Below are 25,874 nucleotides of genomic sequence, written 5' to 3'. Positions count from 1 at the left end.
CCCTCTTTGATATTAGCAACGTTACGCCCGCCGACATCCAGAGTGGTTGTGCCTTTCCCGCCATCGTTGAAGACGATTTTATCGCCATCAATCTGCGTTACGCCTGTTTTACCACTGCTGATGTCTGTGCTTAATTTACTGATATCGGTAGTGTTTTTAGAAACCTGTTGATTGGTTTCAAACAGCTGAGAACCATTAACCGCCTCGGTGGAAGTCGCACTTAACTCGCCTGCGCCAATCCCGTTAATGGTGAGGCCGTCTAAATTGAGCGAGGTTGCCCCTTTCCCTGCCTCACTGACGACAAGGGACTGCCCGTCACCACTCATTTGCAGCATGCCGCCAGCACCCCCACCGCTGCTGTTACCGGCCAGTTTGGCAATGTCATCGGAGTTTTTATCAATGCGGGCATTGGTGTCATGCAGCTGACTGCCGTTAACAGCTTCGGTTGAGTCTGCGCTGAGTGTGGCTGCTTTCACACCGCTGATCGTGCGGTTTCCGACATTAAAGACCATTGCGTTGGCCGCCGCGCTGCCGAAGAACAGATTTTGCCCTTCCAGCTGCACCAGCCCGGCCTTACCGGTATTCAGATTGGTAATATCACCGGTGTTTTGCAGTACTTCCTGCTCGGTTTTAAACAGCTGATTGCCGTTGACGGCATCGGTGGAATCTTTTTCGACTATGCCCTCCAGCAGACCCGTCATTTTCCGGTTGGTTGTGACATCTTCACCATCTACAGTCTTTGTTGTGGACAGATCAAACGTGGTTACTTCTTCTGCAATGTCAGAACCGATAAACAGTGTCGTTTTATCTTTGGTTACCTGAATGACGCCGGCACTTCCCTGATTCAGGAGATCGATATTGGCATTATTGTCATTGATTCGTCCGTCAAACGCATCAATCTTCAGGTTAGTCGTATTCAGCTGACTGCCGTTAACCGCTTCTTTAGACGTCGCAGAAACATCGCCGTCAGCCAGGTTAACCAGTTTGCGCTCATGCCCTTTAGAACCAATGGAGACGGTATTTTCTTCGGTTGCCGTAGAGTTTGCGCCTATGGCGACGGAGTTCTTAACCCCACTAACGGACGCTGCATTTCCTATGGCGACCGAGTTCTCGGCACCTGTAAGACTGGCATTGGAGCCCAATACCACCCCGTTGTTACTGGTCTTTATGCTGGCCTTATTACCCAGCGCAACGGCATAGTCCGAGGCGTTGTCTATGTTGGCCTTGGGACCGATGGCGGTGCCGTAAAGCGACTGTGCCTCGGCGGTATCCCCCATGGCCACGCTGGCCCAGAATCCTTTAGAGCCGGCTCCGATAGCAATACCATAGTCATTATTGGACTTATCATTCTGGCCATTTTTATTATCAGTTGCATGGGCGTTGCCTTTGCCACCGCCTGCAATGCTGATTAATCCGTTTGCTGCCTGATAGTCCGGGTTAATACTGTTTGCTGGCGGTGCTGCGTTCACCGCATAGGCTGACCCGGACATGGCCATCAGTAGCGATGAGACCAGCAGCGAAAAGCTAAACAGCGTTGAGCTTTTCTGGCTTGCTGGTGTTAATTTTTGTCGTCCACTTTTAACTGTACTTTTTGCCAGTTCAGAAGAGACCACGAAGCACTGGGCACTTTTATTCCAAATTACTTTGAATATCTTATTCATGTCGATAATAGTCCGTTAATTTAAGTAATTTCCTAATAAAAGGAGGGGTAATTTAAAAGTTTTGTTTCTTCCTGGTGGTGCGGGTAATAAATTTGGCTTTAACCGAATAATGGTAGCGATATAAACTGCTTTATGTCAATCAGGGTGTGTGCTTATCGGTATCGTTATTTATCCATTATAATAAAATGATTAGTTTATTTATTGTCTATCGATATTTAATTATTTTTTTGTTGTTAGTGGTTTTATTAAAAATATCGTTATATTACTAATGGTTTTTTCGTCATCAGTATTATGAGGTTTGATATTGAATCGGCACATTTTGATACGCCAGTTCCATACTGACTGACGGGCAGGTTTGCAAATGGCGGGGATCTGAATCGTCTCATAACGGGTAACGGAGTGACGCAGTGCGCAGTTTTTTTGAGCGGGAAAATTTTTTTTGAAGCAAGGCTTGCCAGCACCCGTAAACAGGTCCATAATAGCGACCTCTCCTGTGAAAAGCAGGAATAAAAATCAGATTAATCAATAAGTTACATGCTTTTTAGTGCATTAAAGCAGCATTTATCCTAAGCGGGAATAGCTCAGTTGGTAGAGCACGACCTTGCCAAGGTCGGGGTCGCGAGTTCGAGTCTCGTTTCCCGCTCCAAATAAAAATATTTCTCAATTACCTTCATTTTTATCCACAGCGTCTGATGCAGTGCGATAGCCTGTTTTCCCCTGCTCAAAAATCTTTTAAACAGACTTATCCACAGCTTATGTTGTTGATCTTCGCGTGCGACAAAACAGCTTGTTATTCCATATCTTTTGTAACTCGTTGTTTTTAAATCAATTGTGAATATTTCAAATTGTTATCTGGATCACTTGCTGTTTCTGTGACGCTTGAATGACAAAGAGTTTTTATTTTTATTCACAGCATGTGGAAAAGATTCCGCAGGGAGAAAACTTACCCTGTTGTGCATTTAAGCATCACGTGGCAATCCCTTCTCGATCGTACGCACCAGGCGTTTCTGCTGGCTGCTCTGTACTTCAATAGTATGTTCATCGCGTCGTGCCAGCTGGCGCGCAATCGCCCAGTCAATATGTTCATCCAGCATGGCATGCTCACCGCGACGTGCTTCCAGTGCTTTCAGATGGTTTTCATCCCAGGGCGCGTTGCCGAGCGCCACCGCGATATTGCGCAGCCAGCGCAAATGACCAATACGCCGGATAGCTGACCCTTCAGTAATACGTAAGAATTTTGCTTCATCCCAGGCGAAAAGCTCTGTCAGGGGGGGAGCATGCAGGATGGCGCGTGGGCTGAAATCATCTTCATCCGTGAGCTGCCCGTAACGGTTCCACGGGCAAATCAGCTGGCAGTCGTCGCAGCCGTAAATGCGGTTACCGATCAAGGGACGAAACGCTTCCGGAATCGCACCTTCTAACTCGATGGTGAGATAAGAGATGCAGCGGCGGGCATCGACGGTGTAAGGCTCGACGATGGCACCTGTCGGGCAGGTAGTGATGCAGGCAACGCAGCGTCCACAGTTCTCTTCGACCGGACTATCAACCGGCAGCGGCAGATCAATCAACAGTTCGCCGAGAAAAAACCAGGATCCGGCTTCGCGATTGAGGATCAGCGAATGTTTACCCGTCCATCCCAGACCCGCCTTCGCGGCCAGCGGCCGTTCCAACAGCGGCGCTGAGTCGACAAAGGGACGGAACTGGGCGTCACTACAGTGTTCGCGGATCATATCGCCGAGCTTTTTCAGGCGATTGCGTAATACTTTGTGATAATCGCGGCCGAGAGCGTAACGGCTGACATAGCCCAGCCGGGGATTTTTTAGCGTGCTGGCGAAGGCGGCTTTTGCAGGCAGATAATTCATCCGTACGCTGATGACGCGCAGCGTACCGGGCAGCAGTTCATGGGGGCGGGCGCGCATCATCCCGTGGCGCGCCATCCAGTCCATTTCACCGTGGTATTGTTTGTCCAGCCAGGCCTGAAGACGGGGCTCTTCCAGCGTTAAGTCGGTATCACAAATACCCACCTGCTGAAAGCCGAGCGCCAGCCCCCACTGTTTAATATCCCGGGCAAGTTGATGAAAATCGAGAGGATGCGACATGAATAACCTGAACCAGCAAAAAGACCGTACCAGTTTACCCTATTCTGTCTGGCCTGTGGAGGCGGTCGCCGGGCTGGAGCGTGAGGGGGCAGACAGTCTGGGTATCACACTGTTTGAACTGATGCAGCGCGCAGGGGAGGCAGCGTTCAGCTTACTACGGCAGCTCTGGCCGCAGGCGCAGCACTGGCTGATCCTGTGCGGGCACGGCAACAATGGCGGCGATGGCTTTGTCGTAGCACGCCTGGTGCAGGCTGCCGGGCTGCAGGTCACGCTGATTGCTGTGGAAGGGAATAAAAACCCGCCAGAGGAAGCCCGCCAGGCGCGGGAAAACTGGCTGGCGGCCGGTGGCGTAATCCACGATGCACGCCTTTCCTGGCCTGATTCTGTTGACGTGATTGTTGATGCACTGCTCGGCACCGGGCTTCATCGCACCCCTGAAGCGCCTTATGATGCGCTGATTGAGCGGATGAATGGCCATTCAGCCCCGGTGTTTGCGCTGGATGTGCCCTCAGGGTTAGTGGCTGCTAACGGTACTGTCCCGGGTGTTGCCGTTAATGCGCGTCATACGCTGGCATTTATCGCCCTGAAACCGGGGCTACTGACCGGTAAAGCGCGTGACCATGTCGGACAGCTGCATTACCACAGCCTGAATCTTGATCCGTGGTTGCGAGGTCAGGTCGCGCCGATTGCCCGCTATGATGCCGGCCATCTCGCCACCTGGCTGCCGCCACGGCGGCCGACCTCACACAAAGGCGATCACGGCCGCCTGCTGGTGATTGGCGGCGATCACGGAACTGCCGGAGCGATTCGTATGACAGCAGAAGCCGCATTACGCGCCGGATCAGGTTTGGTGCGAGTACTCACTCACATTGAAAACGTTGGCCCCTTACTGACGGCGCGTCCGGAGATTATGGTACAGGAGATGACGGATAAGACGCTCGATGCCGGGCTGGAATGGGCGGATGTCATCGTGATTGGCCCTGGTCTCGGTCAGGGCGCGTGGGGTAAGAACGCCTTGAAAAAGGTCGAAAATTCTCAGAAAACGATGCTTTGGGACGCCGATGCGCTTAACCTGCTGGCAATCAGCCCCGATAAACGTCAAAATCGAATTATTACGCCGCATCCCGGTGAAGCCGCAAGGCTGCTGAACAGTAAAGTCAGCGAAATTGAGAGTGATCGCTTACTGGCTGTACGCCGTCTGGCAAAGCGCTATGGTGGTACTGTCGTCCTGAAAGGTGCCGGTACATTGATTGCCAGCGAGCAGGGCGAAATGGCCATTGCCGATGTCGGTAACGCCGGTATGGCCAGTGGGGGAATGGGAGATGTGTTATCTGGTATTATCGGCAGTCTGGCAGGGCAAAAGCTCTCACTGTACGATGCTGCCTGCGCAGGATGCGTCGTGCATGGAGCGGCGGCTGACGTAGTGGCACAGCAGCGCGGTACGCGCGGTATGTTAGCCAGCGACCTGCTCTCGATGCTGTATCTGTTTGTCAATCCTGAGATTTCGAATACAAAAGAATGATGACCTGTGTAATTGCATTGCCCGATGAGGCAGCAACCCTCGCTCTGGGTGCCCGCCTGGCCCGCGCCTGTCAAGGCGCGGCGATCCTCTATCTTTATGGCGACCTCGGTGCAGGTAAAACCACCTTTAGCCGCGGCTTCTTACAGGCGCTTGGCCATCAGGGAAATGTAAAAAGTCCCACTTATACGCTGGTTGAACCTTACGTTCTGCCAGATCGCCGGGTGTATCACTTTGACCTGTACCGTTTGTCTGACCCGGAAGAGCTTGAATTTATGGGCATTCGTGATTATTTTGGCCCGGACAGCCTGTGCCTGGTTGAGTGGCCTCAGCAGGGGGCTGGCATCCTGCCAGAGCCTGATGTGGAGCTGCATCTCACTTATCAGGGACATGCGCGTGAAGCACGCCTGTGCGCCTGCACCCCCAATGGTGAAACGATGTTACAACGCATAATGGCTGAACAGGATGGAGCATGATGCTGCGATTTAAAGCCTGGTGCCTGCTGGCCCTGTTTTGCTGTTCCTTCAGCTCGGTGGCGGCGAATTTATCCGATATTAAAGTTTCTAATGGCAGTAACGAAGCCCGGGTCACGCTGAGCTTTGCCGGGCAACCGGTGTATGCATTCTTTCCGTTACATAACCCGGATCGTGTTGTGCTGGATATCCGCCAGAGCGGTATCGTACAGGGGCTGCCCCTGACTTTCAGCGGTGAGAACATTGTGAAGCGCATCCGGTCAAGCACCGCCAAAGACAGCCAGAGTATCCGGCTGGTGTTTGAGCTGACCCAGCGGGGTAAGACCCGGGCGGTTACGCAGCGTAACGGCAGTCATTACAATGTGGTGTTCACCATTTCCGGCACGCAGCCATCCCAGGCAAGCCGCCAGGCCGCGGTAAGCAGCGTGTCACCTTCCCGTCCGGTCAGTGCACCGCCAAAAAGTCCGTTTGATGCCAATCCGGTGACGTCGGTCAGCAGTGGTAATGAGGTGGCGCGCCCACGCAACGCTCGTAGCAGCAATGACACCGTGATCGTGGCAATTGATGCCGGTCACGGCGGACAGGATCCGGGCGCCATTGGTGGCGGGGGCCTGAAAGAAAAAAACGTGACGATTGCGATTGCGCGCAAGTTAAAAGCGCTGCTGAATGCCGACCCGATGTTTAAAGGCGTGATGACCCGTGACGGCGACTATTTTATTTCCGTCATGGGCCGCTCTGAAGTGGCGCGCAAGCAAAACGCCAATCTGCTGGTGTCCATTCACGCCGATGCCGCACCCAACCGCAGCGCATCCGGTGCTTCCGTGTGGGTGCTGTCGAACCGTCGTGCGAACAGTGAAATGGCGGGCTGGCTGGAACAGCATGAGAAACAGTCAGAACTGTTAGGCGGTGCCGGTGACCTGCTGGCCAACAGCCAGGCGGATCCGTACCTCAGCCAGGCTGTGCTGGATCTGCAGTTCGGGCATTCGCAGCGCGTGGGCTATGATGTGGCAGTGAAAGTGATTGCGCAGCTGCAACGCGTCGGCGCGCTGCACAAGCGCCGGCCGGAACATGCCAGCCTCGGCGTACTCCGCTCGCCAGATATCCCTTCTCTGCTGGTGGAAACCGGTTTTATCAGTAACCCTTCGGAGGAGCGGCTGCTGGGCAGCAGTGCTTACCAGCAGAAGATTGCCGAGTCGATTTATAAAGGCCTGCGCAACTACTTCCTGGCGCACCCGTTACAATCCATCCCAAAGGAGGAAAACCGACCGTTGCAGGCCGCAACGGCGGTTGAAGTCCAGGCTAACCCGGCCCCCGCCAGCACAGAATATACCGGTGCGGTTCAGCGCCATGTGGTGAAACGCGGAGAGACACTTTCCGGTATTGCCGCCAGCTATGGGGTCAGTATGGAAACGCTGCGTACCATGAACACATTAAAAAAAGATGTGGTTTGGGTGGGGCAGCGTCTGAAGGTTCCTGCCGGGAGTAAAACGGCTTCTGCGGCGGCAGTGAGCAGCCGCAAACCCGCCAGGCACAAAGTCGTGCGGGGGGATTCGCTGACGGCGATTGCTGCGAAATACGGCGTGAGCCCGCAGGCAATCCAGCAGGCAAATAAGATGAAGTCGCAGAATGTAATGCTGGGGCAGACGTTAAAAATTCCGACCTCATAACCCTGGGCGGATAATGTTGGGGACGGCCATTTTTGCGGTCGCCCTGATAAATACCCGGTCGCCCCATGCCCAACCGTTTCAAAGGACAAATCATGCCCATTCAGGTATTACCGCCACAGCTGGCTAACCAGATTGCTGCAGGAGAAGTGGTTGAACGCCCGGCATCGGTAGTGAAAGAGCTGGTGGAAAATAGCCTGGATGCAGGCGCTACGCGCATTGACATCGATATTGAGAAAGGCGGCGCGAAGCTGATCCGCATTCGTGATAATGGCTGTGGCATTCATAAAGATGAGCTGGCGATGGCACTGGCCCGCCATGCAACCAGTAAAATCGCCTCGCTGGATGACCTGGAGGCGATTATCAGCCTCGGATTTCGTGGTGAGGCGTTGGCCAGCATCAGTTCCGTGTCGCGTCTGATCCTGACTTCCCGTACCGAGGCACAAAGTGAAGCCTGGCAGGCCTACGCGGAAGGACGCGACCAGGCCGTCACCGTTAAACCCGCAGCACACCCGGTTGGCACTACGCTTGAAGTGTTGGATCTGTTCTACAACACGCCGGCACGGCGCAAGTTTATGCGCACCGAAAAAACCGAATTTACCCATATTGATGAAGTGATCCGGCGTATCGCGCTGGCGCGATTTGATGTGGCCATCTCTCTCAGCCATAACGGCAAGCTGGTGCGTCAGTATCGTGGTGTCAGTGACAACACCCAGCGTGAGCGGCGCGTGGCGGCCATCTGCGGTACGGCGTTTATTGCCCATGCGCTGAACATTGAGTGGCAGCACGGGGATCTGAGTTTACGCGGCTGGGTGGCTGACCCGGTGGGCTCTAAGGCACTGACCGAATTACAGTACTGCTATGTTAACGGCCGGATGATGCGTGATCGCTTAATTAACCATGCTATCCGTCAGGCCTATCAGGATAAACTGGGGGATCAACATCAGCCTGCGTATGTGCTTTATCTGGAAATTGATCCTCACCAGGTTGATGTCAATGTTCACCCGGCAAAGCATGAGGTGCGTTTTCATCAGTCGCGGCTGGTGCATGATTTTATTTATCAGGGCGTGATCAGCGTACTGCAGGAAACCGGTGCAGAAGCGCTGCCTGATGTATCATCCGCGCCTGCCGAGCGCTGGCAGCCAGAGAATCGTCAGGCGGCGGGGGGAAATCACTTCTCTGAACCGGCCCCTGCTGCGCCGCGCGCCGCGCCGACGGACCAGGGTAGCCGGGCTGGAAACCGCTGGCAGCGGCAGGAGCCGCAGTATCAGAAACGCGAGGGCGCGGTCTATCAACAGCTGTTGAAGACCGGAGAGGTGTCATCTGCACCCGCCGTTCGTGACGAGCCGCCCCCGGAAACCCGCGTAAAAGAAGAAAAACCGGCCCCGCTTGCCGGGCACGTGCACAGTTTTGGACGCGTACTGACCGTGATACAGGAGCAGTATGCGCTGGTTGACGGCAGCTCAGGTGTGGCACTGATTGCGCTGGCAGTGGCTGAACGCTGGTTGAAGCAGATGCAGCTGGAACCCGGTAGTGAAGGGTTGAAGCCGCAGCCATTGCTGATTCCTGTCCGGCTTAAGCTGGAAAAGGCAGAGCGTGAGGCGGGGCAGCGGCAGTCGGACTTGCTGGCGTTGATGGGCATTGACCTGCTGTTTGACGCTCATCATGTGATGTTACGCGCCGTGCCTTTACCATTACGCCAACAAAATTTACAAAACTTGATTCCAGAAATGTTAGGGTATCTGGCCCGGCAGCAGGATGTATCAGCAAGCCAGACGGCGCAGTGGTTAGCGCGTCAGTCTGTTTCTGAATATCAGCACTGGAATCACTCGCAGGCGATTACCCTGCTGGCAGAAGTCGAGCGACTTTGCCCGCAATTAGTGAAATCGCCACCTTCTGGATTACTGCAATACATCGATATTGAAACGGCGATGAACGCCCTGAAGCATGAGTGAACAATCCACGGCTGGCCTGCCTAAGGCAATATTTTTGATGGGGCCGACGGCCTCCGGTAAAACCGCCCTGGCGATTGCACTGCGCCAGGCGTTACCGGTAGAGCTGATCAGTGTTGATTCAGCGCTGATCTATCGCGGTATGGATATTGGCACTGCCAAACCCTCCGCAGAGGAAAGACGTCTTGCGCCTCATCGTTTGCTGGACATTCGCGATCCCTCTGAGGCCTATTCGGCTGCGGAGTTTCGGCGCGATGCGCTGGCTGAAATGGCGGATATTACCCGGCGGGGTAACATTCCGTTGCTTGTTGGTGGCACCATGCTTTATTACAAGGCGTTGCTGGAAGGATTATCGCCGTTGCCCTCGGCCGATCCAGAGGTACGTCAGCGTATAGAGCAGATGGCGCGTGAGGAGGGCTGGGAAGCGCTTCACCGTCAGTTATGTGATGTTGATCCCGTTGCTGGACGTCGTATTCATCCGAATGATCCCCAGAGACTCTCGCGAGCACTGGAAGTTTTTTTCATTTCGGGTAAAACTTTAACGGAACTGACTAAAACTTCGGGCGATCCACTGCCGTACGATGTTGCACAGTTCGCTATCGCACCCGCGAATCGCGAATTAATCCATCAGCGTATTGAGCAGCGGTTTCATCAGATGTTAACGTCAGGGTTTGAAGCGGAGGCTCGGGCGCTCTTTGCACGAGGTGATTTGCATACGGATATGCCTTCCATTCGTTGTGTTGGTTATCGCCAGATGTGGTCATTTTTATCCGGTGAAATTGATTACGATGACATGGTTTATCGGGGAATTTGCGCAACCCGGCAGTTGGCTAAACGCCAGATAACATGGTTACGTGGCTGGAAAGATGTTCACTGGCTTGACAGCGAACAGCCTGATGCGGCCTATGCCCGCGTGTTACAGGTTCTTAGTGCGAAGCCTGGGTGATTGTGTACAATTGGTGCGTTATCTTGCGCAAATTTTTTACGTCATATTTCGAACCGTATGGTTCTTAAGTTACAAACAACAAGCATATAAGGAAAAGATAGAATGGCTAAGGGGCAATCATTGCAAGATCCGTTCTTGAACGCACTGCGTCGCGAACGTGTTCCGGTTTCGATTTATTTGGTAAACGGCATCAAACTTCAGGGCCAGATCGAGTCGTTTGATCAATTTGTTATTCTTTTAAAGAACACGGTTAGCCAGATGGTGTATAAGCACGCGATCTCTACCGTTGTTCCGTCCCGCCCGGTCTCCCACCACAGCAACAATGCGGGTGGCGGAAGCAGCAACTATCATCATAGCGGAAGTAACCAGGGGGCCGCTTCTCAGCCTCAGCAAGACAGTGATGACGCTGAATAATTAGTGTGACTGTCCCTCCCGGACGGGGAGTTTTTTGTTACCGGTTCCCCGTCCTGGCAATGTTTTTATGGCAACGAATTTATCGCCTGGCTTCCTTATTGCGCTTGAGTCATTAAGAGAATCCATGCAAAAAACGCCGTTTAGTGAGCTGAACGCGCATTTTGAATCTGGTTTTGACGCAGTATGGCCAACGCGCAGCAGGTTTAACAAAGTATTGAGAGGTCTAAAGTTTGTTTGACCGTTATGATGCCGGTGAGCAGGCCGTACTGGTGCACATCTATTTCTCGCAAGACAGAGATACTGAAGACTTACAGGAGTTTGAAACCCTGGTGTCTTCTGCTGGCGTAGAAGCGCTGCGTGTTGTTACCGGCAGCCGCAAATCGCCACACCCCAAATATTTTGTCGGTGAAGGAAAAGCTGTTGAAATAGCCGAAGCGGTAAAAGAGAGCGGTGCCTCCGTGGTGCTGTTCGATCATGCCCTCAGTCCGGCGCAGGAGCGCAATCTTGAAGCGCTGTGCGAGTGCCGTGTCATTGACCGCACCGGACTGATTCTGGATATCTTCGCCCAACGTGCCCGCACCCATGAAGGTAAACTGCAGGTTGAGCTCGCCCAGCTCCGCCATCTTGCCACGCGCCTTGTTCGCGGCTGGACGCACCTTGAGCGTCAGAAAGGTGGGATCGGTCTGCGCGGCCCGGGTGAAACCCAGCTGGAGACGGACCGTCGCCTTCTGCGCAACCGTATTACGCTTATCCTCTCCCGACTGGAGCGCGTGTCGAAGCAGCGCGAACAGGGCAGGCAGGCGCGTAACAAGGCCGATGTGCCTACCGTGTCGCTGGTGGGATATACCAACGCCGGCAAGTCTACGCTGTTTAACCGCCTCACTACCTCAGAGGTCTATGTCGCGGACCAGCTGTTCGCCACACTCGATCCGACCCTGCGTCGTGTGGACGTGGTGGACGTCGGTGAAGTGGTGCTGGCCGATACCGTCGGTTTTATCCGCCATCTGCCTCATGACCTGGTGGCGGCGTTTAAAGCGACGCTGCAGGAAACCCGTGAAGCCGCACTGCTGCTGCATGTCATCGATGCTGCCGATGCGCGTATTGATGACAACATCAATGCCGTTAATGTCGTGCTGGAAGAAATTGAGTCCGATGATATCCCCAGCCTGCTGGTGATGAATAAAATCGATATGCTGGATGATTTCGTTCCGCGTATCGATCGTGATGAAGAGAATCTGCCGATTCGCGTCTGGCTTTCAGCACAGACCGGTGAGGGGATTCCGCTGCTGTTCCAGGCACTCACCGAGCGTCTGGCTGGCGAGATTGCTCAGTATGATCTGCGTTTGCCAGCGGCAGCCGGGCGGCTACGCAGCCGCTTTTACCAATTGCAGGCGATAGAAAAAGAGTGGAATGAAGACGATGGCAGCGTAGGGTTACAGGTGCGTATGCCGATCGTTGACTGGCGACGCCTGTGCAAGCAGGAACCTTCGCTGGTCGATTACATAGTTGCCTGACACGTGTATCCCGGCCTGGGATACCACCGCACACACAATTAATGGAGTATAAACATGGCGTGGAATCAGCCCGGGAATAACGGACAGGACCGCGACCCGTGGGGAAGCAGCAATAATCAAGGCGGCAACTCTGGGGGAAATAAGGGAGGGCGTGATAAAGGGCCTCCTGATTTAGATGATATCTTCCGTAAACTGAGCAATAAGCTCGGCGGACTGGGCGGTGGTAAGAAAAGCGGCGGTGACGGGTCAGGTAGCGGCAACGGCGGCGCGCAGCGCAAGCCGGGCAATGCCGGGCGTCTGGTGGGTATCGTGGCTGTGGCTGCGGTCGTGATCTGGGCGGGCAGCGGCTTCTACACCATCAAAGAGGCAGAACGCGGCGTGGTGACACGCTTCGGTAAATTCAGCCATCTGGTTGAACCAGGTCTGAACTGGAAGCCGACCTTTGTCGATCAGGTTCGCGCGGTGAACGTGGAGGCCGTTCGTGAGCTGTCTGCTTCAGGCACCATGCTGACTTCGGATGAGAACGTTGTGCGCGTTGAAATGAACGTGCAGTACCGCGTGACAAACCCAGAGCGCTATCTGTTTGCGGTGACCAGTGCTGATGACAGCCTGCGTCAGGCAACCGACAGCGCGCTGCGAGGCGTTATCGGTCGTTCAACCATGGATCGCATCCTGACCGAAGGCCGTACCGTCGTGCGTAGTGAAACCCAGCGTGAGCTGGAAGAAACCATTCGTCCGTACGACATGGGCATCACTCTGCTTGACGTCAACTTCCAGACGGCACGCCCACCGGAAGATGTGAAAGCCTCCTTCGATGATGCGATTGCCGCGCGTGAAAACCGTGAGCAGGCGGTGCGTGAAGCTGAAGCCTATGCCAACGACAAACTGCCACGTGCCCGTGGTGATGCGCAGGGGATTCTGGAAAAAGCGCGTGCCTACAAGTCTCGCGTGACGCTGGAAGCACAGGGTGAAGTGGATAGCTTTGCGCGTATCCTGCCGGAATACAAAGCGGCACCACAGATTACCCGTGAGCGTCTGTATATCGAAACCATGGAACGCGTGCTGGGTCATACCCGCAAGGTGCTGGTTAATGATAAAGGCAGCAACCTGATGGTACTGCCACTGGATCAGCTGATGCGTGGCCAGGGGGCGTCTGCCAACAGCCAGGATGCAAGCGGTGGGCTGCTGCGTCTGCCACCGGCATCAGGCAGTAACGAACGCGCCAGCGGCAGTTCGTCGTTCAGTCCGGACGACATTATGGATCAGCGCCGGGTGAATGCTCAGCGTAACGATACCCAGCGCGAAGGGAGAGAATAAGCGATGCGTAAGCCATTAATCGTAGTATTGATTGTTGTGCTGGTGGTGCTGTACGCGTCACTGTTTGTTGTGCAGGAAGGCCAGCGTGGCATTGTGATGCGCTTTGGCAAGGTTCTGCGTGATTCAGATAATAAACCGCTGGTCTACGCGCCAGGTCTGCACTTTAAGATCCCATTCCTGGAGTCGGTAAAGTCACTTGATGCGCGTATCCAGACGATGGACAACCAGGCCGATCGCTTCGTCACTAAAGAGAAGAAAGACCTGATCGTTGATTCCTATATCAAATGGCGCGTAAGCGACTTCAGCCGTTACTACCTGGCCACTGGCGGGGGAGATATTTCTCAGGCGGAAGTGCTGCTGAAACGTAAGTTCAGTGACCGTCTGCGTTCTGAGATTGGCCGCCTGGATGTGAAAGATATCGTGACAGATTCGCGTGGTCGTCTGACCACCGATGTCCGCGATGCCCTGAACACCGGTAGTGCAGGCCAGGATGATGAAGTTGCTACGCCAGCTGCCGATGATGCCATTGCCTCTGTTGCCAAGCGCGTAGAGAGCGAGACCAACAGCAATGAACCGCCTATCAACCCGAACAGTATGGCGGCGTTGGGTATCCAGGTAGTGGATGTGCGTATTAAGCAGATTAACCTGCCAACAGAAGTGTCTGACGCTATCTATGCACGTATGCGTGCAGAGCGTGAATCCGTTGCCCGTAGCCAGCGTGCTCAGGGTGCGGAAGAAGCAGCAAAAGTCAGAGCTCAGGCCGATTATGAAGTGGAACGTACACTGGCAGAAGCGCGTCGTCAGGCTCTGATTACTCAGGGTGAAGGCGATGCAGAAGTGGCGAAACTGTTTGCAAATGCATTCAGCCAGGATCCGGACTTCTATGCCTTTATCCGCAGCCTGCGTGCTTATGAGAACAGCTTCAAGAGCAATCAGGATGTCATGGTGTTAAGCCCGGACAGCGACTTCTTCCGCTTTATGAAGAGTCCGTCAACCACAACGCGCTAACCCGTTGGAAAATGGAAAGGGCCGGATTTGTTCCGGCCCTTTTTTTATGTTTCAGTTAAAACCAGACAGTGAGTGAACGAGATGAATGGAACGGTGTGGATGGCGCTGGGGTTAGTACTGGTATTTGAGGGGTTAGGCCCGATGCTCTATCCGAAGCTCTGGCGGCGGATGATCCTTTCGATGGCACAAATGCCGGATGGCCTGCTGCGGCGGGTAGGGGGTGGGTTGGTCGTTGCCGGTGCAGTAATCTACTACATGCTTAATCGTGGCGGCGCTGGTTGAATCAAAAATACCCGCCAAACCCGGGTGTACAACCGACTCACTGGCAAAAAAGTACGCAATCGTATGCTAAAACTGCTGAAAGAGGGAAATGACGATGGTAGAATCCTTTTTTAAGCAATCGGTGATTTTGAAAAATGGGTAAGAACGTCGTCGTACTGGGCACCCAATGGGGTGACGAAGGTAAAGGTAAGATAGTTGACCTCCTGACTGAACGTGCTAAATATGTAGTGCGCTACCAGGGAGGCCATAACGCTGGCCATACGCTAGTCATCAACGGTGAGAAAACCGTCCTCCACTTAATTCCCTCTGGCATCCTGCGTGAGAACGTAACCAGCATCATCGGCAACGGTGTTGTGCTGTCTCCGGCTGCGCTGATGAAAGAGATGAAGGGTCTGGAAGATCGCGGCTTCCCGGTACGCGAGCGTCTGTTCATTTCCGAAGCCTGCCCGCTGATCCTTGAGTATCATGTCGCGCTGGACGTGGCACGTGAAAAAGCGCGCGGCGCGAAAGCCATCGGCACCACCGGTCGTGGTATCGGGCCGGCTTATGAAGATAAAGTGGCCCGTCGTGGTCTGCGCGTGGGCGATCTGTTCAACAAAGAAACCTTCGCGGCGAAGCTGAAAGAAGTGATGGAATACCATAACTTCCAGCTGGTGAACTATTACAAAGTTGACGCAGTGGACTACGACAAAGTGCTGGCGGATACCCTGGCAATTGCCGACATCCTCACCGGGATGGTGGTTGACGTTTCCGAACTGCTGGACGGCGCGCGCAAGCGTGGCGACCTGATTATGTTCGAAGGCGCACAGGGCACCCTGCTGGATATCGACCACGGTACTTACCCGTATGTCACCTCGTCTAACACCACCGCCGGTGGCGTAGCAACGGGTTCAGGCATTGGTCCCCGCTATGTTGACTACGTGCTGGGGATCGTCAAAGCGTACTCCACTCGCGTGGGTGCAGGCCCGTTCCCGACCGAACTGTTTGATGAAACCGGTGAGTTCCTGTGCAAGCAGGGGAATGAGTTCGGAGCCACTACGGGTCGTCGTCGTCGTACCGGCTGGCTGGATGCGGTTGCCGTGCGCCGTGCCGTTCAGATTAACTCTCTCTCCGGCTTCTGCATGACCAAACTGGACGTGCTGGATGGCCTGAAAGAGGTGAAAATCTGCGTTGCTTACCGCATGCCAGACGGCCGTGAAGTGACCACTACCCCGCTGGCAGCAGAAGGCTGGGAAGGTATTGAACCGATTTATGAAACCATGCCTGGCTGGTCTGAGACCACGTTTGGTGTGAAAACGCTGGACGGTCTGCCGCAGGCAGCGCTTGACTATATCAAGCGCGTTGAAGACGTGACCGGTGTGCCGATTGATATTATTTCGACCGGCCCGGACCGTAGTGAAACCATGATTCTGCGCGACCCGTTTGACGCATAATGTCGTTTCAGGCCGGGCATTGCCCGGCCAGCTTTTATTCAGTACCGGTTTCCTGCCGTTCCCTTCTGCCGTTCTCACCTTAAATAAAATGGCCCGGTTAGCCCCGGCTGGTTTATTATCATTGTTAACCATACAAATTATTGAGCGGATCACAACTTCACCTGCGGTTGTATCTTTGAGGTTATCGTGCAGCTAACCAGTTTTACCGATTACGGCTTACGCGCGCTGATCTATCTCGCTTCGCTACCGGCAGGCCAGATGACCAGTATCAGTGAAGTGACAGACACTTACGGTGTGTCACGTAATCATATGGTCAAAATTATCAATCACCTTAGTCGTGCCGGGTACATTGCTGCCGTACGCGGCAAAAATGGCGGCATCCGTCTGGGGCAACCCGCCGGAGATATCGTGATTGGTCAGGTGGTTCGTGCGCTGGAACCGCTGCAGTTGGTGAACTGCCACAGTGACTTTTGTCATATCACCTCAGCCTGCCGCCTGAAAAAAGCGCTGCATGATGCTCTGCAGAGTTTTCTGCATGAGCTTGACCAATACACCCTGGCCGATCTGGTTGAAGACAACAATCCGCTCTACCAAATTTTGCTGAGTGAACGACCTTCACTGAGCAACTGACAACGGAGGAACCTCGATGTCACACGATCCCTTTCAGGAACGAGAAGCTGAAAAGTACGAAAACCCTATTCCAAGCCGCGAGTTCATTCTTGCCCACCTGGATAAACGTGAAAAACCGGCCAGCCGTGAAGAGCTGGCAGAAGAACTCTCCATCAGTGGAGAAGAGCAGACTGAAGCGCTGCGTCGCCGTCTGCGCGCTATGGAGCGTGACGGGCAGTTAGTGTTCACCCGCCGTCAGTGCTATGCGCTGCCGGAGCGTCTGGACCTGCTTAAAGGCAAAGTGATCGGCCATCGCGACGGCTTTGGTTTCCTGCGCATTGAAGGCAGTAAGGACGATCTCTATCTTTCTGCTGAACAGATGAAAATGTGCATGCACGGGGACATGATCCTCGCGCAGGCAATGGGTGCCGATCGTAAAGGCCGCCGTGAAGCGCGTGTGGTGCGCGTGGTTGAGCCACGTAATGCCCAGATCGTTGGCCGCTATTTCACCGACTCAGGGGTTGGCTTTGTGGTGCCGGATGACAGCCGTTTGAGCTTTGACATCCTTATCCCGGCTGATGAGTTGATGGGCGCGCGCATGGGCTTTGTGGTGGTGGTGGAGCTGACTCAGCGTCCGACCCGCCGCAGCAAGGCCGTGGGTAAAGTCGTTGAAGTGCTGGGCGATAACATGGGGACCAGCATGGCCGTTGATATGGCGCTGCGTACGCATGATATTCCGCACGAATGGCCGGAAGCGCTGGAAAAACAGATTGCCCATCTGAGCGAAGACGTGCCGGAAGAGGCGAAACAGGGCCGCGTCGACCTGCGCGATCTGCCGCTGGTCACCATTGATGGCGAAGATGCCCGTGACTTCGATGACGCCGTGTTCTGTGAGCGGAAACGCGGTGGCGGCTGGCGCCTGTGGGTAGCCATTGCTGACGTCAGCTATTACGTGCGCCCGGGCACGCCGCTGGATGATGAGGCGGTTAACCGTGGTACATCGGTTTACTTCCCGTCCCAGGTGATCCCAATGCTGCCGGAAGTGCTGTCTAACGGCCTGTGTTCCCTGAACCCGGAAGTTGACCGCCTGTGTATGGTGTGTGAGATGACCATCTCCTCGACCGGTAAACTGACAGGTTACAAGCACTACGAAGCGGTGATGAACTCTTTCGCGCGTCTGACTTACAACAAAGTGTGGAACATTCTGCAGGGGCATCAGGAACTGCGTCAGCAGTACGAGCCGCTGGTGAAAGATCTGGAAGAACTGCACCGCATGTATCTGGCGCTGGAAAAAGCGCGTGAGCAGCGTGGTGGTATTTCGTTTGAAACGGATGAAGCGAAGTTTATTTTCAACGCCGATCGCCGTATCGAGCGCGTGGAGCAGGTTTCCCGTAACGATGCCCACAAACTGATCGAAGAGTGCATGATCCTCGCGAACATCGCTTCAGCGCGCTACGTTGAGAAAAACAACGAACCTGCCCTGTTCCGCGACCATGACCGTCCGGGTGATGAAAGCATTAAGAGCTTCCGCTCGGTGCTGAATGAGCTGGGTCTGACCCTGCCGGGTGGCGATAAGCCGCAGCCGGTGGATTACTCTGCACTGCTGAGTCAGATTGCGGGCCGTCAGGATCACGAAATGCTGCAAACCATGCTGCTGCGCTCCATGAAGCAGGCGGTTTACGACCCGGAAAACCGGGGCCACTTCGGCCTGGCGCTGGCGTCGTACGCACACTTTACTTCGCCGATCCGTCGCTACCCCGACCTGTTATTGCATCGTGCAATTAAGTACCTGCTGGCCAAAGAGGCGGGGACGTTGCAGGGCAACACCACGCCAACCGGTGGCTACCATTATGAGATGCCGCAGATGCTGCAACTGGGTCAGCACTGTTCCCTGACGGAACGTCGTGCGGACGAAGCCACCCGTGATGTGGCCGACTGGCTGAAGTGTGACTTCATGCAGGATCAGGTAGGCGAAACCTTTACCGGCGTGATCTCCAGCGTCACCGGCTTTGGTTTCTTCGTGCGTCTGACCGATCTGTTTATTGACGGGCTGGTACACGTGTCGACGCTGGATAATGATTACTACCGCTTTGATGCCGTGGGCCAGCGCCTGATTGGTGAATCCGGTGGCCGTACCTATCGCCTTGGTGACACGGTGGAAGTGCGGGTTGATGCGGTGCATATGGACGAGCGCAAGATAGACTTCGCGCTGATCTCAAGCAGCCGTAAGCCGCGTGGTGAAGGGAAAACCGAACGCGAACGCGAAAAGCGTGCAGCGCCGAAGAACAGCGGCAGCCGCCGTCGAGCTCCGCGCAAAGGCGCCAACTTTGAGCCGGACAGTGCTTTCCGCCCGGCGAAAGCCGCTGACGGCGCGGCGCCTGCTGCAGCGAAAGAGAAAAAACCCCGCAAACCGTCGGACAAGACCCGTAAAATCGGGGCTGCCACCCGCGCGAAGCGGGCGAAAAAAACCGACGCCGCACAATAACGGCAACAGTACATTGTCGATAAGGGTCGGCCTGAAAAAGGGTCGACCCCTGCGGTTCAGGGCAACCTGTTTCTCGTAGAGGCTGGCCTTCGGTCAGCCTGTAATATTCGTCATCATTAGCTTAGGGGCTGACCTTCTTTTCCGGTCAGCCCGCTTACTGAATATGAAAGTTGAGTAACTGAATCATGAGTGAAATTGTTTTTGGTATCCACGCCGTGCAGGCGCTGCTTGACAGCGATCCCCAGCGTTTCCAGGAAGTGTTTATCCTGAAAGGGCGTGACGATCGTCGTCTGCAAACGCTGGTTAAAGCGCTGGAAGCGCAGGGCATTGTCATTCAGGTGGCGAGCAAGCAGGTGCTGGATAGCAAATCAGAAGGTGCTGTGCATCAGGGCATTATCGCCCGGGTGAAACCGGGCCGTCAGTATCAGGAAGGCGACCTGCCGGACCTGCTGGCCAGCCTGGACAGTCCGTTCCTGCTGATTCTGGACGGCGTGACCGACCCGCACAATCTTGGTGCCTGCATGCGCAGCGCCGATGCCGCCGGGGTCCACGCGATTATCTTGCCTAAAGACCGTTCAGCCCAGCTGAATGCGACGGCTAAAAAAGTGGCCAGCGGTGCGGCCGAGCATATTCCGCTGATCCGCGTCACCAACCTGGCACGCACCATGCGCGTGCTCCAGGAGGCTAACGTATGGATTGTCGGCACGGCCGGTGAGGCTGACCATACTCTGTACCAGAGCAAAATGACCGGCCCGATGGCGCTGGTGATGGGTGCGGAAGGAGAGGGGATGCGTCGCCTGACCCGTGAGCACTGTGATGAGCTGATCAGCATTCCGATGGCAGGAAGCGTTTCTTCGCTTAACGTCTCGGTGGCGACCGGTGTCTGTCTGTTTGAAGCGGTGCGCCAGCGCAGCGCGAAATAAATTCTCCGGGGCGTGACCTGCGCCCCGGAATTCTCCTCCCTGCGTCCTATCCTTGCATCTGGCCCCTTAACAAAAGATGCCGCAATGGACTGGACAACCCACACCGTTTTTAATCAGCCTGCCCCTCTGGATCACAGTAATCTGTTTCTCTCTGATACCCCCCTGCGTGAAGCCGTGCTGCGTGAAGGCGCGGGATGGGATACCGCTCGTCTGGCCTCCGTCGGTCAGCAACTGGGCAGCGCCGGTTCACTGGAACTGGGGCGGCTGGCTAACCGTCATCCGCCGGAACTGCTGCGTTACAATGCCCGTGGGCAGCGTCTCGACGATCTGCGCTTTCATCCTGCCTGGCATCTGCTGATGCAGGGGCTGTGCGCCAACCGCGTACATAACCTGCCGTGGCAGGCCGGCGCACAGGAAGGCGCGTTTGTGGCGCGAGCGGCCCGCTTTCTGCTGCACGCGCAGGTGGAAGCCGGTACCTTGTGTCCTGTGACCATGACATTCGGAGCGATCCCGTTATTACAGCAACACCTGCCAGCCCCTTTTCAGCGCTGGCTGCCTGGCCTGCTGTCAGACCGTTACGATCCGCATCAGCAGCCAGGTGAACAAAAAAGCGGCCTGCTGATAGGGATGGGCATGACCGAGAAGCAGGGCGGGACAGATGTATACAGCAATACCACACGCGCCGAACCGGTCGCATCCCGGGGAAGCGGAGAAGAGTATCGCCTCATCGGCCATAAGTGGTTTTTCTCTGTACCGCAGAGCGATGCTCATCTGGTGCTGGCGCAGGCTTCAGCAGGGCTGTCGTGCTTTTTCCTGCCGCGTCTGCTGCCGGACGGCACCCGGAATGCCGTGCAGATTGAGCGCCTGAAGGACAAACTCGGCAACTGCGCGAACGCCAGCGCAGAGGTGGAGTTCCTCAATGCCAGCGCCTGGCTTGTCGGGGAGGAAGGTGAGGGCGTGCGGCAAATCCTGAAAATGGCAGGGTATACCCGTTTTGACTGCGCGCTGGGAAGCCATGGTCTGATGCGCCGGGCCTATTCGATCGCCCTGTACCACGCGCACCAGCGTCAGGTTCAGGGAAAAAACCTGGTCGATCAGCCACTGATGCGCCAGTGGTTAGCTTCTGAAGCTCTGCGGCTGGAGGGGCAAACCGCTTTCCTGATGCACCTCGCCAGCGCCTGGTCACAGCCCGCCGATGAAGAACAACGCAGCTATTGCCGCCTGCTGACACCCGCCGCCAAATATGTCATCTGCAAACGCGGGCCGGGCATGGTGGCACAGGCGATGGAGGTGCTGGGGGGTGTGGGTTATTGCGAAGAGAGTGAACTTCCGCGCCTCTATCGGGAGATGCCCGTGAACAGCATCTGGGAGGGGGCAGGCAACGTAATGTGCCTTGATGTTCTGCGTGTGCTGATGAAGCAGCCTGCTGCCGTTGAGGGGGTGGGACGGCTGATGGACGGCGTAAAAGGGCAGAACCGCTACGTCGATCAACGCTGGCGTCAGCTCAGAGCAGCATTGCGCAGGCCACAGGAAGCTCAGGCGCACTATCTGGTGACACAGCTCGTTAACCTGGTCATCGCAGAACAGGTGCTGCGCCATCTTGAACCCCCGTTAGCCGATGCCTGGTGCCGCCAGCAGCTGGGCCCCGACTCTGGCTTTACGCTGTCGCAAAAAGTGTGTCAGCGTCTGCTATTGCGGGCCACCGGTGCCAGTTGATGCGCCGTAGAAAATAGCGCTTGCGTACCACATGCCGGGCGCCACGGTTTCATTGACCAACAGAATTTGATAGTAACGCGCACCGGCTGCATTAGCCTTTGCTGCCAGCGCGCGTTCTGCATCATCCGGGGAGCCGCGCACAGTGACGCTGGCACTGCCCAGCCGTGGCAGATTGCTACTCTGCGCGCGGCTGATCTCTGCTGCCTGCGCGGCAGGGGGCGGGGGGGGCTGCGGCGTGCTGTTCAGCACGCTACAGCCACTCAGTAACAGAACAAACAGCAAAGCAGGTATCGGACGCATAGTCATCCTCTCAAAACAAATCCCACTTTGAGTGTAAGCCAGTTTTATGACTTAACACTAAACACCTGCACTAACTCGTTAAGGTGATGTCCTTTACGACTCAGCTCCTGTGCCGTCTGCTCGGAATGCATCACCAGTTCGCTGCTCTGATGGGTAGCCTGGCCAATTTGCGCCATGGCGATATTCACGTGACCGATACCGGTCGACTGCTCATGTGAAGCCACGTTAATCTCTCTCATCAGTACTTTGACCTGCTCCATGCGCCCGGTGATATTGTCCATCGCCTGTCGGGTCTGCTCAGAGAGGTCATGGCCCTGAACGACCTTACGCAGAGAGTCGGCAATCAAATGGTCGATCTCTTTGGCGGAATGCGCACTACGCTGCGCCAGCGCCCGCACTTCGGCGGCGACCACGGCGAAGCCTTTACCGTTTTCGCCGGCACGCGCCGCTTCTACTGCCGCATTCAGTGCCAGGATATTGGTCTGGAAGGCAATAGATTCAATCACCTGAGTGATGTCGGCAATCCCCTGAGAGGCCGTTTTGATATCGGACATGGTCAGCACTGACTGGCCGACAGTAGCCGAGCCGTGGCTGACGGCTTCTGCCGCTTCACCAACCAGTTGCAGCGCCTGGGTCACATTGCCGGCATTTTGTTCTACCGTGGCACCCAGTTGCTCCATACTGGCGGAGGTCTCCTCCACGCTGCTGGCCTGTCGGCTGATCTGCTCACTGATATTACTGCTACTGGAGACAATGGCTTCGGTGCCGCTGGCAATTTCATCTGCGGCATGGCGTACCTGAGCCACCACACGTTCCAGCCCGTCACCAATGCCGTTAATCGCCACTATCAACTGGCCCACTTCATCCTGGCGCCGTGTCTCCAGCGTTGCCAGCAGATTGCCCGCCGCATACTGCTGTGCCAGCGTAATCACCTGCTGCAGGGGCTGACTCAGCCAGATACGCGTGATCCAGATAAACATGATGGCGAACACCGCGACCAGCGCCGCACCAATCAGCAGGAACAGATTACGCGTCTGCTGAACCGGGGCCAGCAGACTGGCTTTATCGACGTCGCCGACGACCACCCAGTTCCATTCCGGCAGGTACTGCCAGACGAGAATTTTCTCCATGCCTTTGTCGTCAGTCACCTCCAGCTTGCCCTGGGGCTGCGTCAGGAGCTGCTGTTGTACCGCCTGTGGCAGCTCGGGGAGTTTCCCCTCCAGAGTGCGGTGAAACAGATAGTGGCCGTGCTGCTTGCCTGCTGTGCGGTTCAGCACGTAGAAATTGCCACTGTCGCCGAGATGCTTCGCCAGCACTTTTTCACGGATCACGGCATACTGTTTACTGATGTCCACTCCAACAAACAGAATGGCAATCACCCGGCCTGTCTCATCACGCACCGGCTGATACTGGGTGATGTAGCGTTTGCCAAACAGCAGGGCGACACCGCGATAAATGTCACCTTTCTGAATGGGCTGCCAGGCGGGGCTGTTAGGGTCAAGCTGGGTGCCGATGGCCCGTTCGCCATCCTCTTTTCGGAGTGAGGTGGAAACACGGATAAATTTATCGCCCTGAGTGCGAACAAAAATAGTGGCAATGGCGCCGGTGCGATCTTTAAAATCATCAACCAGTACCTGGTCGAGGTTCAGCGTACGCAGTCCGGCGCGCAGCGTTGGGGTCTGCTGGTCACCCACGGTGATCTGCTGGGACTCATCCAGAGAGAAGCGTTTCGGTAAAAAACTCTGGAATAAGGCCGTGTAGTTGCTGACTTCTTCGCTGAGAGTGGTGTTAAACATACTGGCCATATCGCCAATGCCGTTCACCTGGTTTTCCATATCCGCCTCCGTCAGCGTATGGACCTGTTTTGCTGCATTGTGGCTCAGTGTCAGGGTTAAAATGATAAACAGTACCGCGACGCTCACCGAGGTCAGTACCGAAAGTTTTACGCCCAGACTCCATGTCTTGAGAGAGAGACGTTTCATGGTTATGCCTTTATTCGTTAGGTTCTGGTATGGGTTAACGGCAGGATAATGGGAAAATTTACCCCATAAACTAAGGGGGTAAACTGACAGGATCGTGAACGCCTGCATCCGATGCGGCATTCACTGGCGAAACCGTCGCTCGTCATGACGCGTGCGCCCACTGACAATGGCAGGAAGAGGGAATGATTGAAGTAAACACAGAATGTTTAGCCGGTATTGAATGCTTACATGCGTTCCCGGCGGGACAGCGGGACACCCCGTTACCCACCGTGCTGTTCTGGCATGGCTATACCTCTTCAAAAGAGGTTTACGCGTATTTTGCTGTCGCGCTGGCACAGGCTGGATTTCGGGCCATACTGCCCGACGCCGCTATGCACGGTGCACGGTATGACGGTGATGCCGAACGGCGGTCAACCCATTTCTGGGAGATCCTGCGCAGTAATATCGATGAACTTCCGGCGCTTGAACAGGCGCTGCGTCAACAGCAGTGGGTGGACGGTTCGCGGCTGGCGGTGGCCGGGGCATCCATGGGGGGGATGACGGCGCTGGGTGCGCTGGCGCGTTATCCTCAGTTGCACAGTGCAGCCTGCATGATGGGGTCCGGCTATTTCAGTCAGCTGGCGCAGACACTGTTTCCACCGTTGGTCGCAAAGACACCCGATGAGCATCACGCGCTGGCTGCCCGGCTGGCACCGCTGGATGAGTACGAAGTCAGCCATCAGTTAGAAAAGCTCGCCAGCCGGCCGCTGCTGGTGTGGCACGGCGAGGCCGATGAGGTGGTGCCGGCGGCAGAAAGCGTGCGGCTGGAAAAAGCACTGCGTGACAGCGGGCAAAACCGCAATCTGACGTTTCTGACCGAGAAAGGCATCGGGCACCGTATCACCCCCCCGGCATTAACGGCGATGACGACGTTTTTTAAACAGCATTTGTCATCGGTGGGAAGATGATCGGCCCGGAAGGTCGGCCATTTTTCGTGCTGCCTGAAATAGTGGGCTAAATACCGATCTTTACCTTGTGTTCGTTACCCCTCGCAAGTATGATTACGCGTCAATTTTTCAGCCGCATTCTCAGGTTGTGACCCGATAGTTGTCAGGTCACGGCTTATAACGTTCCTTGCTTCCATGGGCCGCGGTTGACCCCGACAGGAGGCTGAATAATCCGTAAGGAGCAAATTCGATGCGTCATTACGAAATCGTATTTATGGTTCACCCTGACCAGAGCGAACAGGTTCCTGGCATGATCGAGCGCTACTCTGCGACCATCACTGGTGCAGAAGGTACGATCCACCGCCTGGAAGACTGGGGCCGCCGTCAGCTGGCTTACCCGATCAATAAACTGCACAAAGCCCACTACGTTCTGCTGAACGTTGAAGCTCCGCAGGAAGCGATCGATGAGCTGGAAACTAACTTCCGCTTCAACGACGCCGTTATCCGCAGCATGGTTATGCGCGTTAAGCACGCGGTAACTGAAGCATCTCCGATGGTTAAAGCGAAAGACGAGCGCCGTGAGCGTCGTGAAGATTTTGCTAACGAAACCTCTGATGATGCAGATGCTGGGGATTCTGAAGAGTAATTTCC

General features: G+C 55.3%; 21 protein-coding genes, 1 tRNA gene and 2 pseudogenes. 18 read left to right on the top strand and 6 right to left on the bottom strand.

Annotation, left to right across the window (positions count from 1 at the left end; translation table 11 throughout):
- Positions 1–133: 133 nt before the first annotated feature.
- From EPE01S_RS24180 to EPE01S_RS23470, 3 genes and pseudogenes are all read right to left on the bottom strand, one after another.
- Positions 134–239, bottom strand: a pseudogene (locus EPE01S_RS24180) (hypothetical protein); the annotation flags it as partial.
- A gap of 129 nt (positions 240–368) precedes the next feature.
- A pseudogene (locus tag EPE01S_RS24175) lies at positions 369–1,661 on the bottom strand (ESPR-type extended signal peptide-containing protein); the annotation flags it as partial.
- Positions 1,662–1,880: 219 nt separating this feature from the next.
- Positions 1,881–2,138, bottom strand: coding sequence for a hypothetical protein (locus EPE01S_RS23470; RefSeq protein WP_157076017.1), 258 nt, complete (start codon positions 2,136–2,138; stop codon positions 1,881–1,883).
- A gap of 93 nt (positions 2,139–2,231) precedes the next feature.
- On the opposite strand from EPE01S_RS23470, the gene EPE01S_RS12975 reads away from it, so the two are divergent.
- Positions 2,232–2,307: transfer RNA gene (locus EPE01S_RS12975), tRNA-Gly, on the top strand.
- 313 nt (positions 2,308–2,620) lie between these two features.
- On the opposite strand, the gene queG is transcribed toward EPE01S_RS12975, so the two are convergent.
- Positions 2,621–3,760, bottom strand: coding sequence for a tRNA epoxyqueuosine(34) reductase QueG (queG, locus tag EPE01S_RS12970; protein ID WP_062745689.1), 1,140 nt, complete (start codon positions 3,758–3,760; stop codon positions 2,621–2,623).
- Between queG and nnr the strand changes: the two genes are divergently transcribed.
- The 15 genes from nnr to EPE01S_RS12895 all read left to right on the top strand — a co-directional run bounded on the left by nnr (position 3,759) and on the right by EPE01S_RS12895 (position 22,015).
- Positions 3,759–5,282 (top strand): bifunctional ADP-dependent NAD(P)H-hydrate dehydratase/NAD(P)H-hydrate epimerase, encoded by a 1,524-nt coding sequence (gene nnr, locus EPE01S_RS12965; RefSeq protein ID WP_062745685.1) that lies wholly within the window; start codon positions 3,759–3,761, stop codon positions 5,280–5,282. The genes queG and nnr overlap by 2 nt on opposite strands.
- The gene (tsaE, locus tag EPE01S_RS12960) at positions 5,279–5,755 is read left to right on the top strand and encodes a tRNA (adenosine(37)-N6)-threonylcarbamoyltransferase complex ATPase subunit type 1 TsaE (RefSeq protein ID WP_062745682.1); all 477 of its coding nucleotides are present in this window, start codon (positions 5,279–5,281) and stop codon (positions 5,753–5,755) included. The genes nnr and tsaE overlap by 4 nt, the downstream gene beginning before the upstream one ends.
- Positions 5,752–7,419, top strand: coding sequence for an N-acetylmuramoyl-L-alanine amidase AmiB (amiB, locus tag EPE01S_RS12955; protein WP_157076016.1), 1,668 nt, complete (start codon positions 5,752–5,754; stop codon positions 7,417–7,419). The genes tsaE and amiB overlap by 4 nt, the downstream gene beginning before the upstream one ends.
- Positions 7,420–7,511: 92 nt before the next feature.
- Positions 7,512–9,371: a DNA mismatch repair endonuclease MutL gene (gene mutL, locus EPE01S_RS12950; protein ID WP_062745679.1), complete on the top strand. Its 1,860-nt coding sequence runs from the start codon at positions 7,512–7,514 to the stop codon at positions 9,369–9,371.
- Positions 9,364–10,314, top strand: coding sequence for a tRNA (adenosine(37)-N6)-dimethylallyltransferase MiaA (gene miaA, locus EPE01S_RS12945; protein ID WP_062745676.1), 951 nt, complete (start codon positions 9,364–9,366; stop codon positions 10,312–10,314). The genes mutL and miaA overlap by 8 nt, the downstream gene beginning before the upstream one ends.
- 102 nt (positions 10,315–10,416) lie before the next feature.
- Positions 10,417–10,728, top strand: a complete 312-nt coding sequence (gene hfq / locus EPE01S_RS12940; RefSeq protein ID WP_062745674.1) for an RNA chaperone Hfq — start codon at positions 10,417–10,419, stop codon at positions 10,726–10,728.
- Between the two features lie 230 nt (positions 10,729–10,958).
- Positions 10,959–12,242 carry a ribosome rescue GTPase HflX gene (hflX, locus tag EPE01S_RS12935; RefSeq protein WP_062745671.1) on the top strand — a complete coding sequence of 428 codons (1,284 nt, stop codon included), beginning with the start codon at positions 10,959–10,961 and terminating at the stop codon, positions 12,240–12,242.
- Positions 12,243–12,296: 54 nt separating this feature from the next.
- Positions 12,297–13,559, top strand: coding sequence for an FtsH protease activity modulator HflK (gene hflK / locus EPE01S_RS12930; RefSeq protein WP_062745668.1), 1,263 nt, complete (start codon positions 12,297–12,299; stop codon positions 13,557–13,559).
- Positions 13,560–13,562: 3 nt separating this feature from the next.
- On the top strand, positions 13,563–14,567 hold the full coding sequence (gene hflC / locus EPE01S_RS12925; protein ID WP_062745665.1) for a protease modulator HflC: 1,005 nt from the start codon (positions 13,563–13,565) through the stop codon (positions 14,565–14,567).
- An 81-nt stretch (positions 14,568–14,648) separates the two neighbouring features.
- Complete coding sequence (locus tag EPE01S_RS12920) at positions 14,649–14,849, top strand: DUF2065 domain-containing protein (protein WP_062745790.1); 201 nt, start codon at positions 14,649–14,651, stop codon at positions 14,847–14,849.
- Positions 14,850–14,983: 134 nt separating this feature from the next.
- Entirely contained in the window at positions 14,984–16,282 is a 1,299-nt protein-coding gene (locus tag EPE01S_RS12915) for an adenylosuccinate synthase (RefSeq protein ID WP_062745663.1), read from the top strand.
- 186 nt (positions 16,283–16,468) lie between these two features.
- A complete protein-coding gene (gene nsrR, locus EPE01S_RS12910; protein WP_062745661.1) occupies positions 16,469–16,912 on the top strand; it encodes a nitric oxide-sensing transcriptional repressor NsrR in 444 nt (147 codons plus the stop codon).
- Between the two features lie 16 nt (positions 16,913–16,928).
- Positions 16,929–19,376: a ribonuclease R gene (gene rnr, locus EPE01S_RS12905; RefSeq protein ID WP_062745658.1), complete on the top strand. Its 2,448-nt coding sequence runs from the start codon at positions 16,929–16,931 to the stop codon at positions 19,374–19,376.
- A 185-nt stretch (positions 19,377–19,561) separates the two neighbouring features.
- Positions 19,562–20,299 (top strand): 23S rRNA (guanosine(2251)-2'-O)-methyltransferase RlmB, encoded by a 738-nt coding sequence (rlmB, locus tag EPE01S_RS12900; RefSeq protein ID WP_062745656.1) that lies wholly within the window; start codon positions 19,562–19,564, stop codon positions 20,297–20,299.
- 84 nt (positions 20,300–20,383) lie between these two features.
- The gene (locus tag EPE01S_RS12895; protein ID WP_062745654.1) at positions 20,384–22,015 is read left to right on the top strand and encodes an isovaleryl-CoA dehydrogenase; all 1,632 of its coding nucleotides are present in this window, start codon (positions 20,384–20,386) and stop codon (positions 22,013–22,015) included.
- Here the strand turns inward: EPE01S_RS12895 and bsmA are convergent.
- Positions 21,989–22,315, bottom strand: a complete 327-nt coding sequence (gene bsmA, locus EPE01S_RS12890) for a biofilm peroxide resistance protein BsmA (RefSeq protein ID WP_062745652.1) — start codon at positions 22,313–22,315, stop codon at positions 21,989–21,991. The genes EPE01S_RS12895 and bsmA overlap by 27 nt on opposite strands.
- Positions 22,316–22,359: 44 nt before the next feature.
- Entirely contained in the window at positions 22,360–24,297 is a 1,938-nt protein-coding gene (locus EPE01S_RS12885) for a methyl-accepting chemotaxis protein (RefSeq protein WP_062745650.1), read from the bottom strand.
- 182 nt (positions 24,298–24,479) lie between these two features.
- Here EPE01S_RS12885 and yjfP point away from each other — a divergent pair, with 182 nt between their 5' ends.
- Together yjfP and rpsF are read left to right on the top strand one after the other, a co-directional pair.
- Entirely contained in the window at positions 24,480–25,244 is a 765-nt protein-coding gene (yjfP, locus tag EPE01S_RS12880; protein WP_062745647.1) for an esterase, read from the top strand.
- 229 nt (positions 25,245–25,473) lie between these two features.
- On the top strand, positions 25,474–25,869 hold the full coding sequence (gene rpsF, locus EPE01S_RS12875; protein WP_004160104.1) for a 30S ribosomal protein S6: 396 nt from the start codon (positions 25,474–25,476) through the stop codon (positions 25,867–25,869).
- Positions 25,870–25,874: the final 5 nt, after the last annotated feature.

The sequence above is a fragment of the Erwinia persicina NBRC 102418 genome (genome assembly GCF_001571305.1).
GTDB classification, from domain to species: Bacteria; Pseudomonadota; Gammaproteobacteria; order Enterobacterales; family Enterobacteriaceae; genus Erwinia; species Erwinia persicina.
This window is presented reverse-complemented; position numbering and strand designations above follow the sequence as displayed.

Excerpts from the sequence above, each read along its gene's own strand:
- EPE01S_RS23470 (WP_157076017.1), bottom strand. The coding sequence starts at position 2,138 with ATGGACCTGTTTACGGGTGCTGGCAAGCCTTGCTTCAAAAAAAATTTT.
- nnr (WP_062745685.1), top strand. The coding sequence starts at position 3,759 with ATGAATAACCTGAACCAGCAAAAAGACCGTACCAGTTTACCCTATTCT.
- queG (WP_062745689.1), bottom strand. The coding sequence starts at position 3,760 with ATGTCGCATCCTCTCGATTTTCATCAACTTGCCCGGGATATTAAACAG.
- tsaE (WP_062745682.1), top strand. The coding sequence starts at position 5,279 with ATGATGACCTGTGTAATTGCATTGCCCGATGAGGCAGCAACCCTCGCT.
- amiB (WP_157076016.1), top strand. The coding sequence starts at position 5,752 with ATGATGCTGCGATTTAAAGCCTGGTGCCTGCTGGCCCTGTTTTGCTGT.
- mutL (WP_062745679.1), top strand. The coding sequence starts at position 7,512 with ATGCCCATTCAGGTATTACCGCCACAGCTGGCTAACCAGATTGCTGCA.
- miaA (WP_062745676.1), top strand. The coding sequence starts at position 9,364 with ATGAGTGAACAATCCACGGCTGGCCTGCCTAAGGCAATATTTTTGATG.
- hfq (WP_062745674.1), top strand. The coding sequence starts at position 10,417 with ATGGCTAAGGGGCAATCATTGCAAGATCCGTTCTTGAACGCACTGCGT.
- hflK (WP_062745668.1), top strand. The coding sequence starts at position 12,297 with ATGGCGTGGAATCAGCCCGGGAATAACGGACAGGACCGCGACCCGTGG.
- hflC (WP_062745665.1), top strand. The coding sequence starts at position 13,563 with ATGCGTAAGCCATTAATCGTAGTATTGATTGTTGTGCTGGTGGTGCTG.
- EPE01S_RS12920 (WP_062745790.1), top strand. The coding sequence starts at position 14,649 with ATGAATGGAACGGTGTGGATGGCGCTGGGGTTAGTACTGGTATTTGAG.
- EPE01S_RS12915 (WP_062745663.1), top strand. The coding sequence starts at position 14,984 with ATGGGTAAGAACGTCGTCGTACTGGGCACCCAATGGGGTGACGAAGGT.
- rnr (WP_062745658.1), top strand. The coding sequence starts at position 16,929 with ATGTCACACGATCCCTTTCAGGAACGAGAAGCTGAAAAGTACGAAAAC.
- rlmB (WP_062745656.1), top strand. The coding sequence starts at position 19,562 with ATGAGTGAAATTGTTTTTGGTATCCACGCCGTGCAGGCGCTGCTTGAC.
- EPE01S_RS12895 (WP_062745654.1), top strand. The coding sequence starts at position 20,384 with ATGGACTGGACAACCCACACCGTTTTTAATCAGCCTGCCCCTCTGGAT.
- bsmA (WP_062745652.1), bottom strand. The coding sequence starts at position 22,315 with ATGCGTCCGATACCTGCTTTGCTGTTTGTTCTGTTACTGAGTGGCTGT.
- EPE01S_RS12885 (WP_062745650.1), bottom strand. The coding sequence starts at position 24,297 with ATGAAACGTCTCTCTCTCAAGACATGGAGTCTGGGCGTAAAACTTTCG.
- yjfP (WP_062745647.1), top strand. The coding sequence starts at position 24,480 with ATGATTGAAGTAAACACAGAATGTTTAGCCGGTATTGAATGCTTACAT.
- rpsF (WP_004160104.1), top strand. The coding sequence starts at position 25,474 with ATGCGTCATTACGAAATCGTATTTATGGTTCACCCTGACCAGAGCGAA.